This is a genomic window from Neorhizobium phenanthreniclasticum (genome assembly GCF_040066075.1).
Classification (GTDB): domain Bacteria; phylum Pseudomonadota; class Alphaproteobacteria; order Rhizobiales; family Rhizobiaceae; genus Neorhizobium; species Neorhizobium petrolearium.
This window is the reverse complement of the sequence record NZ_JBEAAL010000002.1, coordinates 336,227-349,463: the sequence shown is the minus strand read 5'-3', so window position 1 is coordinate 349,463 and position 13,237 is coordinate 336,227. Positions and strand designations below refer to the sequence as shown.

13 protein-coding genes are annotated in these 13,237 nt (G+C 61.6%); 2 read left to right on the top strand and 11 right to left on the bottom strand.

Annotation, left to right across the window (positions count from 1 at the left end; genetic code table 11):
- Positions 1–4 precede the first annotated feature (4 nt).
- Together ABK249_RS05865 and ABK249_RS05860 are read right to left on the bottom strand one after the other, a co-directional pair.
- A complete protein-coding gene (locus ABK249_RS05865) occupies positions 5–463 on the bottom strand; it encodes an NfeD family protein (RefSeq protein ID WP_348862408.1) in 459 nt (152 codons plus the stop codon).
- Positions 464–467: 4 nt separating this feature from the next.
- Positions 468–1,505: an SPFH domain-containing protein gene (locus ABK249_RS05860; RefSeq protein ID WP_037155960.1), complete on the bottom strand. Its 1,038-nt coding sequence runs from the start codon at positions 1,503–1,505 to the stop codon at positions 468–470.
- A gap of 136 nt (positions 1,506–1,641) precedes the next feature.
- Here ABK249_RS05860 and queC point away from each other — a divergent pair, with 136 nt between their 5' ends.
- Positions 1,642–2,352: a 7-cyano-7-deazaguanine synthase QueC gene (gene queC / locus ABK249_RS05855; protein WP_037155963.1), complete on the top strand. Its 711-nt coding sequence runs from the start codon at positions 1,642–1,644 to the stop codon at positions 2,350–2,352.
- 4 nt (positions 2,353–2,356) lie between these two features.
- Here queC and hemH read toward each other — a convergent pair whose 3' ends face one another.
- From hemH to ABK249_RS05830, 5 genes are all read right to left on the bottom strand, one after another.
- Entirely contained in the window at positions 2,357–3,391 is a 1,035-nt protein-coding gene (hemH, locus tag ABK249_RS05850) for a ferrochelatase (RefSeq protein WP_037155966.1), read from the bottom strand.
- 141 nt (positions 3,392–3,532) lie between these two features.
- Positions 3,533–5,467: a 5'-nucleotidase C-terminal domain-containing protein gene (locus tag ABK249_RS05845; RefSeq protein WP_227703766.1), complete on the bottom strand. Its 1,935-nt coding sequence runs from the start codon at positions 5,465–5,467 to the stop codon at positions 3,533–3,535.
- Between the two features lie 214 nt (positions 5,468–5,681).
- Positions 5,682–6,041 carry an outer membrane lipoprotein Omp10 gene (omp10, locus tag ABK249_RS05840; RefSeq protein WP_037155972.1) on the bottom strand — a complete coding sequence of 120 codons (360 nt, stop codon included), beginning with the start codon at positions 6,039–6,041 and terminating at the stop codon, positions 5,682–5,684.
- Between the two features lie 146 nt (positions 6,042–6,187).
- On the bottom strand, positions 6,188–7,633 hold the full coding sequence (locus tag ABK249_RS05835; RefSeq protein ID WP_227703765.1) for a homospermidine synthase: 1,446 nt from the start codon (positions 7,631–7,633) through the stop codon (positions 6,188–6,190).
- 153 nt (positions 7,634–7,786) lie between these two features.
- Positions 7,787–8,695 carry a heme-dependent oxidative N-demethylase family protein gene (locus ABK249_RS05830; protein WP_348862407.1) on the bottom strand — a complete coding sequence of 303 codons (909 nt, stop codon included), beginning with the start codon at positions 8,693–8,695 and terminating at the stop codon, positions 7,787–7,789.
- 176 nt (positions 8,696–8,871) lie between these two features.
- Here ABK249_RS05830 and ABK249_RS05825 point away from each other — a divergent pair, with 176 nt between their 5' ends.
- Positions 8,872–9,084: a hypothetical protein gene (locus ABK249_RS05825; protein ID WP_152601227.1), complete on the top strand. Its 213-nt coding sequence runs from the start codon at positions 8,872–8,874 to the stop codon at positions 9,082–9,084.
- Between the two features lie 32 nt (positions 9,085–9,116).
- On the opposite strand, the gene ABK249_RS05820 is transcribed toward ABK249_RS05825, so the two are convergent.
- From ABK249_RS05820 to ABK249_RS05805, 4 genes are read right to left on the bottom strand one after another with little or no spacing between them, the layout of a single operon-like run.
- A complete protein-coding gene (locus ABK249_RS05820; protein ID WP_348862405.1) occupies positions 9,117–9,494 on the bottom strand; it encodes a nuclear transport factor 2 family protein in 378 nt (125 codons plus the stop codon).
- A complete protein-coding gene (locus tag ABK249_RS05815) occupies positions 9,494–10,177 on the bottom strand; it encodes an aminotransferase class IV family protein (protein ID WP_227703763.1) in 684 nt (227 codons plus the stop codon). Before ABK249_RS05815 ends, ABK249_RS05820 begins: the two co-directional genes overlap by 1 nt.
- On the bottom strand, positions 10,162–11,334 hold the full coding sequence (locus tag ABK249_RS05810; RefSeq protein WP_227703762.1) for an aminodeoxychorismate synthase component I: 1,173 nt from the start codon (positions 11,332–11,334) through the stop codon (positions 10,162–10,164). The genes ABK249_RS05815 and ABK249_RS05810 overlap by 16 nt, the downstream gene beginning before the upstream one ends.
- A gap of 9 nt (positions 11,335–11,343) precedes the next feature.
- Positions 11,344–13,200 carry a M3 family oligoendopeptidase gene (locus tag ABK249_RS05805; protein WP_227703761.1) on the bottom strand — a complete coding sequence of 619 codons (1,857 nt, stop codon included), beginning with the start codon at positions 13,198–13,200 and terminating at the stop codon, positions 11,344–11,346.
- Positions 13,201–13,237: the final 37 nt, after the last annotated feature.

The window sequence follows — 13,237 nt, the reverse complement described above, 5'->3', positions numbered from 1 at the left end:
GAGTTCAATCCGCCTCGACCGTCAGGTCACGACCGCTGGCGGTCACCACCTTCACGCGTGTGCCGGCCGGCAGGTCGGGCCCCATGACCGGCCACCAGGTATCGTCCAGGCGGATGCGGCCGCGTCCTTCCGTGATCGGTTCGTGGAGAGTGGCCGTGCGGCCGATCAGACTTTCGCCGCGCCGGTTCAGGAGAGGCTCGTCGCTCGGCTCGCTCCGGCCGGCATAGAAGCGGCGCCCGGCGAGAGCCAAGCCGACCGACAGCACGGCGAAAAGCAGCCACTGGACCTGCCAGCTCCAAAACACCGCATCCCAGAGCAAAAGCGAGAGCGCGCCGACGACGATCGCCGCGGCGCCGATCCAGATCAGGAATACGCCCGGTGCGGCAAGTTCGGCGGCCAGCAGGATGAGGCCGAGAATCCACCAGCTCCAGGGGCCGAGACCGTTCACCAAATCATGGATCATCGCTTCAGGTCTCGGACGAGGAAGGTGACGTGGGGTTGAACGGATTGACCGCCGGCGTCGTGCGCGAAGTTGCCGGCGAGCGGGGAGCGATCGGCGGGCGGGGCGGCGCAGCCGGCGCAGGACCGTCGCCGAAGACGTCCCTGGCGATCGCGCCGATGCCGCCGAGCGAGCCGATGATGGAGGAGGCCTCAAGCGGCATCAGTACGATCTTGGCATTCGTCGCCTTGCCGATCTCCACCAGCGCTTCGGTGTATTTCTGCGCCACGAAATAGTTGATGGCCTGGACGTTGCCGACGGCAATCGCTTCGGAAACGACCTGCGTCGCTCTCGCCTCGGCTTCCGCCAGGCGCTCGCGGGCTTCGGCCTCGCGGAAGGCGGCCTCGCGCTCGCCCTCGGCTTTCAGCACCGCCGCCTGCTTGGCGCCTTCGGCGCGCAGGATCTGGGCATTGCGGGCGCCTTCGGCTTCGAGGATCTGGGCGCGCTTCTCGCGCTCCGCCTTCATCTGCCGTCCCATGGATTCAACGAGATCGGCCGGCGGCTGGATGTCCTTGATCTCGACGCGCGTGACCTTGATGCCCCAGGGACCGACGGCCTCGTCGACGACGCGCAACAGCCGCTCGTTGATGACTTCACGGTTCGACAGCAGCTCGTCGAGATCCATCGAGCCCATGACCGAACGGATATTGGTCATGGTGAGGTTCTGGATGGCGTTCTTGAGATCGGTGATCTGGTAGGCGGCCTGGGCCGGGTTGAGCACCTGGTAGAAAGCGACGGCATCGGCCGAAACGCTTGCATTGTCCTTGGTGATGACTTCCTGGGTCGGGACGTCGAGCACCTGTTCCATGACGTTCATGCGCGCGCCGACGCGTTCGATGAACGGCGTGATGAGGTTGAGGCCCGGTTCGAGCGTGCGGGTGTAGCGGCCGAAGCGCTCCACCGTATAGCGATAGCCCTGCGGCACGGTCTTGATCCCGGCAAACAGGACCAGGATGACCAGAATAACCAGTGCGATCACGACGATATCGAAGCCACCCAACAGCATAACAACCCCCTGCCGCTTTCTCGAACGGCGTGATCCTATTCAACGGGAATGCTGTTCACAAGCGCATCCGGCCGTTCTAGAGAGGACAATTGAATACCGGTCGCAGCCTACCCGGTCAAAACAAGGATACCTGATCATGAAAACCATCGTCGTCTGCTCCGGCGGACTGGATTCCGTTTCCCTCGCTCATAGGGTCGCGGCGGAGCAGGAGCTTCTCGGCCTCATCTCCTTCGACTACGGCCAGCGGCACCGCAAGGAACTGGAATTTGCCGCCGCCTGCGCCCGGCGGCTCGGCGTCTTTCACCAGATCATCGACATGCGGTCGATCGGAAGCCAGCTTTCAGGCTCCGCGCTGACCGACGATGTCGACGTGCCGGACGGGCATTATGCCGAGGAGACGATGCGAATCACGGTCGTGCCGAACCGCAACGCCATCATGCTCGCCGTCGCATTCGGGGTGGCCGCCGCAAGAGGCGCTGAAGCCGTGGCGATCGCCGTGCACGGGGGCGATCATTTCATCTATCCGGATTGCCGGCCGGGTTTCATCGACGCCTTCCAGACCATGCAGGACCATGCGCTGGACGGTTACGCCTCGGTCAGGCTGCTCGCCCCTTACGTCAACGGCTCGAAGGCGGATATCGTCACCGACGGCGCGCTTCACGGCACGCCGTTCGCCGAGACCTGGTCCTGCTACAAGGGCGGGACGCGCCATTGCGGCCGCTGCGGCACCTGCGTCGAGCGGCGGGAAGCCTTCCATCTGGCCAATATCACCGATCCGACGGAGTACGAGGACCCGGATTTCTGGAAGGCGGCGACCGAAGGCTTCAGGGCTGACGAAATTCGGTGAGGCGCTAAACCCAGCCCTGGAGTTCGCGGCGCACGACCTTTTCGAGCACCGTCATGCCACCCTCGCTGTCGTTGAGGCAGGGAATGTGCACGAATTTCTCGCCGCCGTGATGCAGGAAGGTTTCGGCGGCCTCGCCGGCGATCTCTTCCAGCGTCTCCAGGCAGTCGGAGACGAAACCAGGATTGATGACAGCGATCCGCTTCACACCTTCGCTTGCCAGTTTCTCGACCGTCTTGTCCGTATAGGGCTGCAACCATTCCTCCGGCCCGAAGCGGGACTGGAAGGTGAGCATGAAGTTCTTCTCGGTCAGCCCGAGTGCCTCTCGCAGCAGCCGGCCCGTCTTTTGGCAATGACAATGGTAGGGGTCGCCAGCCTTGAAATAGGATTGCGGAATGCCGTGGAACGAGGCGATCAGCACTTCCGGCTCCCAGTCGAGCGTCGCATAGGTCTGCCGTACCGAATTGGCGAGCGCTTCGATATAGGTCGGATCGTCGTGATAGGGCGGCACCGTGCGGATCGCCGGCTGCCAGCGCAGTTTCATCAGGTGCTCGAAAGCCTTGTCATTGACGGTTGCGGTGGTGGAGGCGGCATATTGCGGATAAAGCGGGAAAAGTACGATCTTCTCGCAGCCCTTGTCCTTCAGCGCGTCGATGCGTTCGGCGATCGAGGGCTTTCCGTAACGCATCGCCCAATCGACCACGACGTTCGGCAGATCCTTCAGCCGCTCGCTCATCAGATCCGACTGATTGCGGGTATAGGTGCGCAGGAAGCTTTCGTTCAGATCCTTGTTCCAGATCACCTCATAGGCCTTGCCGACCTTCTGCGGCCGCTTGTTCAGGACAATGCCGTAGAGGATCGGATACCAGTAAAGCCTGGACCATTCGATCACCCGCCGGTCGGACAGAAACTCTGCGAGATAACGCCGCATCGGCCAGTAATCCGTGCCGTCCGGAGTGCCCAGATTGACAAGCAGCACGCCGACCTTGCCGAAAGTCACTTTCGGATGATCGGGAGGCATGGAGGCGGATGGAGAAATCATGCGGACCCTTCCAAGGCTAAGCTTCTCAAGCGGCGACGAGGCACTTCGGCATTGCGGTTTACTTAGAAAGAAATACCGGTCCGGGAAAGCCCGGACCGGCATTTTTGACAAGAGACAAATTGTCCAGTTTAGGCCGAGAGCTCACTTCGCCGGAAGTTCGAGCTCGGCGCCGACATGGATGATATTCGGATTGCTAAGCGAATTCGCCTCGGCGATCTTCGTCCATTCCTCGCCGTTGCCGTAATGAGCCTCGGCGATTTTCCAGAGCGAATCGCCCTTCACGACAATGTATTTGGTCGGGCCGGCCGGCTGCGGCGCGGCAGGGGCCGCGGGGGCCGGGGTTGCCGGAGCGGCTGCCGTCTGCGACGGAGCGGGGGCGGCCGGTGCCGGCGCCGCGGGAGCTGCAGCCGAAGGGGCCGGCGGAGCGGCCGGGGCTGGCTTCGGCGGCGGTGTGTAGCCCGCCGGAGTGAGATCGGTGATACGGCCGTCCGTATAGGGCTTGTAGGGATTGTTGGCCGCGAGGTAGTCCGCCACCGCCTGCTCCAGGTTCGGGCCAAAATCGTAGGGGTTCACGGCGCTGGTCGCGAAGATCTTGTAGCCGTCGCCGCCGGCGCGGACGAAGTTGTTGGTAACGACGCCATAAGTCTTCGCCGAATCGATCGGCGCGAATGCGTCTCCCTCCTTGACCTGCACGTCGCTCACCCGGCTGCCGGCCGGTTTCGACTTGTCAAAGGAGAATTTCAGGCCGGCGACCTGCGGGAAGCGGCCGGCGCCATCATCGATCTGGCTGACGCCGTTTTCCAGCGCGGCGATGATGTCCGAGCCTTTGATCTGGAAAGTGGCGATGGTGTTCTGGAAGGGCAGCACAGTCAGCACTTCACCCATTGTCACCTCGCCGGCATCGATCGAAGCGCGCAGGCCGCCACCGTTCTGAATGGATATGGTGATCCCCTGGCCCTTGACGCGGTCAAGCTGCGCATCGGCAAGCAGATTGCCCATCGAGCATTCTTTCGCACGGCAATTGCGGCGGTCGCCGTCGATTGCGGCTTCGGCACTGCCGACGATCTTCTTCTTGGTTTCCTCGATCGGGGCTTTCAATTCGTCGATGCGCGCGACCATGGCCTGGTCGGGCTGGAACTTGGCATCCACGGGGATGGGCTCGCCGCTTGCTTCCTTGACGACGCCGTTGTCATCGAAGACGACCTTCAGGTCGCCGAGATAGCGGCTGTACTGGAATGCCTGCACGACCGGAATCTTGTACCCGCCGGGGTTGTCGGACCAGGTCGGGTAGGGGCCTTCCGCGCCCTTGACGGTGTTGGAGAGAAGCGTGTGGGTATGGCCGCCGACGACAACGTCGACATCCTGTATCTTAGCGATCGCCGCAAGGTCGCGCGGATAGCCGACATGGGTGAGCGCGATGATCTTGTCTACGCCCTGAGCCTTCACGGCCTGGACGGCCTCGGTGATCTTGGCGACGTCGTCGGCGATCGTGATGTTCGGACCGGGATTGGCGATTTCCGGTGTTTCATTGGTGACGGCGCCGACGATGCCGATCTTCTGTCCACCGACATCGAGGATGATGAAGGGCTTGATGCGGTCACCGATCTTGGCGGCGGCGCTTGGGACGACATTGGCGGTCACGACCGGAAACTGGACCTTGTCCAGGAAGGTGGCGAGCACGTCGTCGCTGTCGTCGAATTCGTGGTTGCCTACGGTCATGGCGTCGAATTTCATGGCGTTCAGCACTTCGGCTTCCACCGCGCCCTTGTAGGTCGTGTAGAAGAGGGAGCCCTGAAAATTGTCGCCGGCATTCAACAGGAGGACGTTCTTGTTCTCGGCCTTCAGAGCGTCACGCGTCTGGTTGATCGCGGTCAGCAGGCGGGCCGCGCCGCCGAAGCATTCATTCTTGCCTTCTTCTTCCGCCGAGCAGGTGGAGTCATATTTGTTGACGGCCTCGATGCGCGAATGGAAGTCGTTGATGTGCAGGATATTGAGCTCGAAATCGGCGAGCGCCGCGCCGGTTGAAAGGGCCAAAACCGAAACGGTCATCAGCCCGAACCTCAATGTCTTCATCATCTGATCTCTCTCCTGTTTGATCGATCGGCTTTTGGCCGCCTCGCGCCGATTGTTCTACTGTCCCACCGTGACAATCGTTCTGCGGCACATGTTTTCATCAAGAGGATGCCGTTTCAAGGGAAATGTGACAGCCGTGCATGCGCGCTGCTTCCCGCGCAAAACAAGAAAACCCCGCCGAAGCGGGGTTTGTAAAATAGATCCCGAAAGACCGTGATCAGCTTCGCCGCATAAGGGAGAACTGGGCGCCGCTATCCTGCGTGCAGTTGAGCTGGTTGGGGCTCACGAGCGAGCAATTGACGCGTGACTGCGTCTTTCTCACGAGCGAGGTCATATTGATCTCGACCAGCGTCGGCGAGAGATTGACGTAGGTGCCGGAGGCCAGAAGCGTATTGCTGTCGCTGGAGCGGGTGTTGAACGTGCCTCCCTGGAAGGTGGAGACGATGCCGTTCGGATCGGACCAGCTTCCCTCGACACCCTGGGGCCGGGGCGGAGGAGCTTGGCGCGGCGGAGGAGAGGACATGCAGGCGGTCAGGCCTGCGGCGGCGATGAGCGCAAAGCTCGCTTTCAATTTCATGATCTGTCTCCCGCGAATCGGTCCGTCCCTTAAGGCGAAGCATGCCGCCACGGACCTATGTAACGCAAGATGTGGCCTTGAAAAGGCAAGGGCCTGTGGACACACAAAAAACCGCCTGCCGAAGAGCAGGCGGTTTTCCCAATCGGTCAGCGAACCAGGATGTTCCTGAACTGCCAGGGATCCTTTTCGTCGATGTCTTCCGGGAAGAGGCCCGGGCGGCCATCGAGCGGGGTCCAGTCGGTGTAATGGCCTTCGACCGGGCCGAGATAGGGAAGCTGCACTTCAAGGCAGCGCTTGTAGTCGATCTCATCCGCCTCGACGATGCCCGCACTCGGATTCTCCAGCGCCCAGACCATGCCCGCGAGAACGGCCGAGGTCACCTGCAGACCGGTGGCGTTCTGGTAAGGAGCGATGCGGCGGGTTTCCTCGAGCGACAGGCGCGAACCGTACCAGTAGGCGTTCTTCTCGTGGCCGTAGAGCAGGACGCCGAGTTCATCGATGCCGTCCTCCAGCTCGTCTTCGTCGAGAACGTGGTGAACGGGCTGCGGCGTGCCGCCATTGCCGAACATCTCGTGCAGCGAAAGCACCGCATCATTGGCCGGATGATAGGCGTAGTGGCAGGTCGGACGGAAGGTGACTTCGCCATCCTTGTCACGCACCGTGAAGTAGTCGGCGATGGAGATCGACTCGTTGTGGGTGACGAGGAAGCCGTATTGCGGGCCGGGCGTCGGGCACCAGGTCCGTACGCGGGTGTTGGCGCCCGGCTGTTCCAGATAGATCGCCGCCTTGCAGCCCTTCTTGTGCTGCTTGGCGTTCTTCGGCATCCACTCCTCGTGTGTCCCCCAACCGAGCTCGGCCGGCTGCAGGCCTTCGGAGATAAAGCCTTCGACCGACCAGGTGTTCCAGAAAACGTTGAGCGGCTTCGGGTGCTTGGTGCGCTGGGTATCGCGCTCGGCGATATGGACGCCCTTGACGCCGAGCTTCTTCATGAGCTTCGCCCAGCCTTCACGGTCGTGCTGGGTCGGCTCTTCGAATTTCAGGCCGGTATCCCTGGCAAGGTTGACGAGCGCCTTCTTGACAAACCAGGACACCATGCCGGGGTTTGCGCCGCAGGTGGAGACCGCCGTCGCGCCGCCCGGGTTCTTCGCCTTTTCCTTGCGCAGGGTTTCACGCAGCGCATAGTTGGTGCGATCCGCGTTCTTCATGTTCTTGTCGAAATAGAAGCCGAGCCAAGGTTCTACGACGGTGTCGATATAAAGGACGTTGAGCTTGCGGCAGAGCTTCATCAGGTCGAGCGAGCCGGTATCGACCGAAAGGTTGACGCAGAAGCCCTGGCCGCCGCCAGCCGTCAGCAGCGGCTTCAGGAGATCCTTGTAGTTATCCCTGGTCACATATTCCTTGATGTGACGGACGCCGTGTTTTTTGAGAATTCCCGCTTCGTCGTCGCGCGGGTCGATCACCACCATCCGGTCCTTGTCGAACTTGAAGTGGCGTTCGATCAGCGGCAGCGTACCGCGGCCGATCGAACCGAAACCGATCATCACGATCGGGCCGGTGATTTCGCCATACACCGGATAGTTAGTCTCTGACATGTCTCTCTCCTTGATCGGCGGCCCTGTGGGCCGCTGCCCCGCTTCTTCGGCAGTGAACGGATAATGGATGCGCAGGTGCGATTTCGCGGCGCTCTAGATCATAAAACAGCGTCACAATAAAGAGGCCATCGGTTTTCCGGGTGAAATCGGCACTTACCCGACAGAGACGAGTTTTTCGGCGGATTTCCGAAGCATGGCCAGGAGTTCGGCGCGTTTTGCGAGGAGCCCCTTGTAATCGGCCTGTTCCGGCGTCAGCGTTTCGAGCTGATCGGCGAGCGAGGCTGCCAGTTCCCGGGCGTTCGGTTGAGCCGTGATTGCGGTGACCGGATCGAGATAGATGCGGATGGTGAAGAGGATGTCGCCCGAGACCGGCATTTTCCTGAGCGTCTGGCGCTCGACGCGGATGAACGCCCCCTCTGCCGGCACGTCCTTTGTTTCGGAAGCAGGCTGCGCGACAGGGCGGTAAAGCTTGTAGCCCCAGTTGACCGACCAGTTCCAGCGGACCACGAAACGGGCTGGCGAAAGATTGTCGAACATGCGGTTGATGAGGTCCGCATTGCGGCTGCCGCCTGCAAAATCCGGCACTGGCGCATGAACCTCATCGATCGCCTTGCCGAACTTGTCCGCAAGCGACCAGGAGGAGGGGAAGGCGAGAAAGGCGGCGGCGAGGCGCCAGCCGTTCTCGCCCTTGCGCATGATGACGAGATCGTCCTGCACCATGAGACCGGCACGAACAAGCGGCGGCAGGCTCTGGTCGGCGAGATCGATCCTGTGGCCCGCGGTCTCCACGAGATCGCCGTCGCGATGATAGATCGCCGGATGGTGGGACGGGAGATAGTCCGCCAGCGCATCCAGGATTTCCTGCTGGGCCTCTTCCGTATCCGGTTCTGCCTGAAAAACCTGATCGCCATGCTCGGCGAAGAGCTTCCTCTTCTCGGTCAGGTGATAGGCAAGATCGCCGTCCGGTTCGATCCAGCGGGCAGGATCGAGCTGGAGAAGCCCGATGGTGAAGGGCTTCGAGGAGCCGTCATAGGGCGTATAGATGAGGGGCTTGTCGTTCATGCCGTCCCGGGTGTGCCGTTTCAGGATCGGTTTAAGCCAAATTCATGTACTTGTAAAAATCATCTTCGAAGACTTGGAACATGCCGCGACAGCCCTACAAATATTTCGCAGGTGCAACATGCGGGGCGGGAAGGCTGATGGTGCTATTCAGCAGGGTCTTTTATGTGATTGTCGGGATGATCGCGGCATTCAGGACCATGGGTTTGCGCAATACGACGTCGAGGGCCTGGATCCGGCTTTATCCCGTTCGGCCGGATGGCGTGCAAAATCGCTTTGACTGGCGCATGTGGCTGCCGTTCTGGGCGGTGTTCTTCATCGGGTGCGCCATGGCGGTGGTCGTCGCGTCTTCAGGCGAGCGCAATCCCGAGGGGTTGCTCATTATCAAATGAGCGATATGTCGGCGAAGATCGCCGTGTCTCCGTCATTCCGTCGCCGTGCCCTGGTGGAAAACCATGCGCCATTTGCCGTCGACATGGAGACGCCAGATCGAACTGCGGTTGGTGAAGAGCTTGTGCCCGTCATCGTCGACGAGACGGACGCCGCGATAGGTGGCGAGCGCGACAGTGTCGCTGAGAAGCGACACCGAGAAATCCAGGATCGCCGTGTTGTTCGGCCCGACCTCGGAGACGAGGCGGGAGATGATGTCATCGAACGTATAGACAAGGCCGGAACGGCCGAATTCACGGAACTCAGGCGCCAGAAGTTCACGCAATCGCGTCTCGGAACTACGCACCTCGCGGGTCTGCAGCGCAGCTTCGAGCGAAAGCAGATGATCGGCAAGCGATTGCGATTCGACCATTACCTTTCTCCTCCAGTTCCAGAGACGGCTTCAGCAGGTGATGGTTCCGATTGTTCCTTGTCGCTTACGAGTTCGGCAGGGATGAGGCCGCGCAGCGAATTGCCCACGAAAATGCGGCGCTCCTTGAGGTCGGCAAGACGAAGGATCTGGCTGCGGGCCTTCCGCTCGCGGATCAGTTCGGCGCGCAATATACCGGGCAGAAGCCCGCTTGTCAGCGGCGGCGTAAGCAACTGGCCATCCGCATCCTCGACGAAGACATTGGTGATCGTGCCCTCGCAGATTTCGCCCCTCTCGTTGAGTAGAAGGACTTCATCCGCCTCGTCGGGGGAGAATTCGGCGCGCGCGGCCTCATAGGGTTCCCGGCGGGAGGTCTTGTGGCGAAACAGTGGATCGTCCGACGGAAGCGAGGTGCTTGCGACGCGCACACGCCATACGGTGCCGGCGGGGATCGGGCTGAAGGGCGTCGCGGTGATCTCGATCCTGCCGCGATAGGTCATGACAAGACGAACGCGCATGGCGTTTTCGCCGCTGACGGCGGCCTGAAGCTGCTTCAGCGTATCCGGCGGCGGCTGGCGGAATCCCAGGGCATCGGCCGACCGGCTGAGGCGGCGCAAATGCTGTTCCACCCGCAGGAAGCCCGCGCCCGGCTCCCAGCGCATCGTTTCGATCAGCGAGAAATCCATTGGTCGCCCACCGCAAAGCGTGCCTTCAAAAGACACTCGTCATATTCGGCCTCTGCCTTCGAGTCGAAGACGATGCCGCCGCCGACATTGAAGACGGCCCTGCCGTCCTTGAAAAGGGTAATCGTGCGGATTGCCACGGAAAAGCGCATCGGCCCGGCCGGGTCGCAATAACCGATCGCACCGCAATAGGCGTCCCGAGGGCTATCCTCCAATCCGGCCAGAATCTGCATCGCCCACAGTTTGGGCGCTCCGGTGATGGAGCCGCAGGGAAAGAGCGCCGCGAGGATTTCCGGAAAGCCTATCCCCGGTTTTAGCCTGGCCCGCACGTGGCTGACCATTTGGTGAACGGTCGGATAGGTCTCGATTTCGAACAGTTTCGGCACCGAGAGGGTGCCTACTTCGCTGATGAGCGAAATGTCGTTGCGCAGCAGATCCACGATCATGCGGTTCTCGGCCAACGTCTTCTCATCGGCGAGCATGGCCTCAATGATCGCCTCGTCCTCTTTCGCGGTCGCGCCGCGCGGGGCGGTGCCCTTCATCGGATGTGTTTCGATGAAGCGCTCGGCATCGACCGAGAAGAAGAGCTCGGGCGAGCGCGACAGGATGACCGGGCCTGCGAAATCCCCGGCGAAATCGATGAGTGCGCCGTAGTGCACCGGCTGGCGTTCGACGAGAGACCAGAAGGCGGAGCGCGGGTCGCCCTGCCAGCGGGCGGTGATCGGCATGGTCAGGTTTGCCTGGTAGCAATCGCCCTTGCGCAGGTGCTCATGCAGCCGGTCGAAACGCTGCCGGTAGGTTTCGAAATCCCAGGCCGCGTGCGGTTCGGTCAACAAGGGGTCTTCACTTTTCACCGGTTCCGGCAGGGCGAACGGATGCTCGTGACCGGCGGGAGCATCGAATATTCCCATGGCAAGCAGGGGCACCGGCCGGTTCGGCACGATCAGGGCCCGGAGCTTCTCCTCGAAGACATAACCGGCTTCGTAGGAGATATAGCCCGCCAGCCATCGGCCGGAGCGGCGGGCTTCCTCCAATCGATGAAGGGCGGGCAGAACCTCGTCGGCCGTCCGCGCAAGGACGATCTCCTTCGGCCGGTCGAAGACAAGGCTCCGGCCGACGGGATCATCCCGAAAGAGCGCGTAAGGCGCCGTCTGTTCCATCGAAATGGCTCACGCCCTGTCCAGGGCCTCCAGTTCGTCGATCAGGCCTTCGATCATCGACAGGCCCTTGGACCAGAAGGACGGATCGGCGGCATCGAGGCCGAAAGGCTTCAGAAGCTCCGAATGATGCTTGGTGCCGCCGGCTTTCAGAAGCTCGAAATACTTCTCCTGGAACCCGGGTTCCGCCTGACTGTAGACCGCATAGAGTGAATTCACCAGGCAGTCGCCGAAGGCATAGGCGTAGACATAGAAGGGCGAGTGGATGAAGTGGGGAATATAAGTCCACCACGTCTCGTAGCCTTCGGAGATCCTGATCGCAGGCCCGAGGCTCTCCCCCTGGACGGAGAGCCAGAGCTCGCCAATCTGTTCGGAGGTGAGCTCTCCTTCCTTGCGGGCCGTGTGGACCTTGCGCTCGAACTGGTAGAAGGCGATCTGGCGCACGACCGTGTTGATCATGTCCTCGACCTTCTGGGCGAGCATGGCCTTGCGTTCGCGCCTGTCCCTGGTCTTTTCCAGCAGGGCGCGGAAGGTCAGCATCTCGCCGAAGACGGAGGCCGTTTCGGCAAGCGTCAGCGGCGTCTGGCACATCAGCGCCCCCTGAGCGCCCGCAAGCACCTGATGTACGCCGTGGCCGAGTTCATGGGCAAGCGTCATCACGTCGCGCGGCTTGCCCATGTAATTGACGAGCACGTAAGGATGGGCCGACGGCACGGTCGGGTGCGCGAAGGCGCCTGGCGCCTTGCCGGGACGTACCGGCGCGTCGATCCATTCCTCGTCGAAGAAACGGCCGGCGATCTTCGCCATTTCCGGCGCAAAGCCGCGATAGGCGGAAAGCACCGTCTCCTTTGCTTCGGTCCACGGAATAACAGCGGTGGGCGTTTCCGGCAGCGGCGCGTTGCGGTCCCAGAAATTCAGCTGTTCCATTCCGAGCCATTTCGCCTTCATCGCATAGTAGCGATGCGAGAGACGCGGATAGGCATTCTTCACTGCCTCAGCCAATGCATCCACCACCTCGCGCTCGACGCGGTTCGCCAGATGCCGCGAATCCGCGATGTCCTTAAAGCCACGCCAGCGGTCGGAAATCTCCTTGTCCTTGGCGAGCGTGTTGGTGATCAGGGTGAAGACGCGCAGGTTCTCGCCAAAAGTCTTCGAAAGGGCTGCCGCCGCCTTGGCGCGCACCTCCGGTTCGGACTCCTGCAGCATGTTGAGGGTCACTTCGAGCGGCAGCTTCTCGCCGTCCACCTCGAAGCGGAGTTCCGCCATGGTTTCGTCGAACAGACGGTTGAATGCCGCGGCCGATGTCATGGATTTTTCGAGGAAGAGCTGTTCCAGCTTGTCTTCGAGCTGAAACGGCTTGTCCTTCCTGAGATCGACGACCCAGGGACGGTAGTGGCCGGCGGCCGGATCGCGATCCATGCAGGCGTCCATCAGCTTGTCGTCGATGCGGTTCAGTTCCAGTGCAAAGAACAGGAGATGGGAGGAAAGGTCGGTCAATTTTGCCTGCACGTCGCCGTAGAACTTGCCGTTTGCCGGGTTCGACGTGTCGGAGAAATAGGTGAGGCCGGCATATGAGCCGAGCTTGCCGAGCAGGTCATCGAGCGCCTCGTATTCCTTCAGCGCCTCACCGATGCCGCCAGCGCCGGTCTTCGTCGCGGCGTCCGCCAGCTTGCCCTTCCATTTCTCCTCGAAGGCGAGCGCCAGCTTTTCCGCCTTGTCCGTGTCGGCAGTGAAGGCAGGCGAATCCCTGGCGGGATAAAGGTCGGACAGTTTCCAGAGCGGCAGGAGGCCAAGCGCCGGATCGGTTGCTGCAGCGCCGGCGGCCATTGCGGCAGGAATTTCGCGAAACGCGATTGCGGGGTGTTTCATCGCCTTGTCCTCTGATTTTCGATCCGGTCGGTGATTT

Bases quoted from the DNA above. Each gene is read 5' to 3' on its own strand.
- ABK249_RS05810 (WP_227703762.1), bottom strand. From the start codon at position 11,334: ATGGAACAGACGGCGCCTTACGCGCTCTTTCGGGATGATCCCGTCGGC.
- omp10 (WP_037155972.1), bottom strand. From the start codon at position 6,041: ATGAAATTGAAAGCGAGCTTTGCGCTCATCGCCGCCGCAGGCCTGACC.
- ABK249_RS05805 (WP_227703761.1), bottom strand. From the start codon at position 13,200: ATGAAACACCCCGCAATCGCGTTTCGCGAAATTCCTGCCGCAATGGCC.
- ABK249_RS05845 (WP_227703766.1), bottom strand. From the start codon at position 5,467: ATGATGAAGACATTGAGGTTCGGGCTGATGACCGTTTCGGTTTTGGCC.
- ABK249_RS05835 (WP_227703765.1), bottom strand. From the start codon at position 7,633: ATGTCAGAGACTAACTATCCGGTGTATGGCGAAATCACCGGCCCGATC.
- ABK249_RS05865 (WP_348862408.1), bottom strand. From the start codon at position 463: ATGATCCATGATTTGGTGAACGGTCTCGGCCCCTGGAGCTGGTGGATT.
- ABK249_RS05830 (WP_348862407.1), bottom strand. From the start codon at position 8,695: ATGAACGACAAGCCCCTCATCTATACGCCCTATGACGGCTCCTCGAAG.
- ABK249_RS05860 (WP_037155960.1), bottom strand. From the start codon at position 1,505: ATGCTGTTGGGTGGCTTCGATATCGTCGTGATCGCACTGGTTATTCTG.
- ABK249_RS05820 (WP_348862405.1), bottom strand. From the start codon at position 9,494: ATGGTCGAATCGCAATCGCTTGCCGATCATCTGCTTTCGCTCGAAGCT.
- ABK249_RS05825 (WP_152601227.1), top strand. From the start codon at position 8,872: ATGATCGCGGCATTCAGGACCATGGGTTTGCGCAATACGACGTCGAGG.
- queC (WP_037155963.1), top strand. From the start codon at position 1,642: ATGAAAACCATCGTCGTCTGCTCCGGCGGACTGGATTCCGTTTCCCTC.
- hemH (WP_037155966.1), bottom strand. From the start codon at position 3,391: ATGATTTCTCCATCCGCCTCCATGCCTCCCGATCATCCGAAAGTGACT.
- ABK249_RS05815 (WP_227703763.1), bottom strand. From the start codon at position 10,177: ATGGATTTCTCGCTGATCGAAACGATGCGCTGGGAGCCGGGCGCGGGC.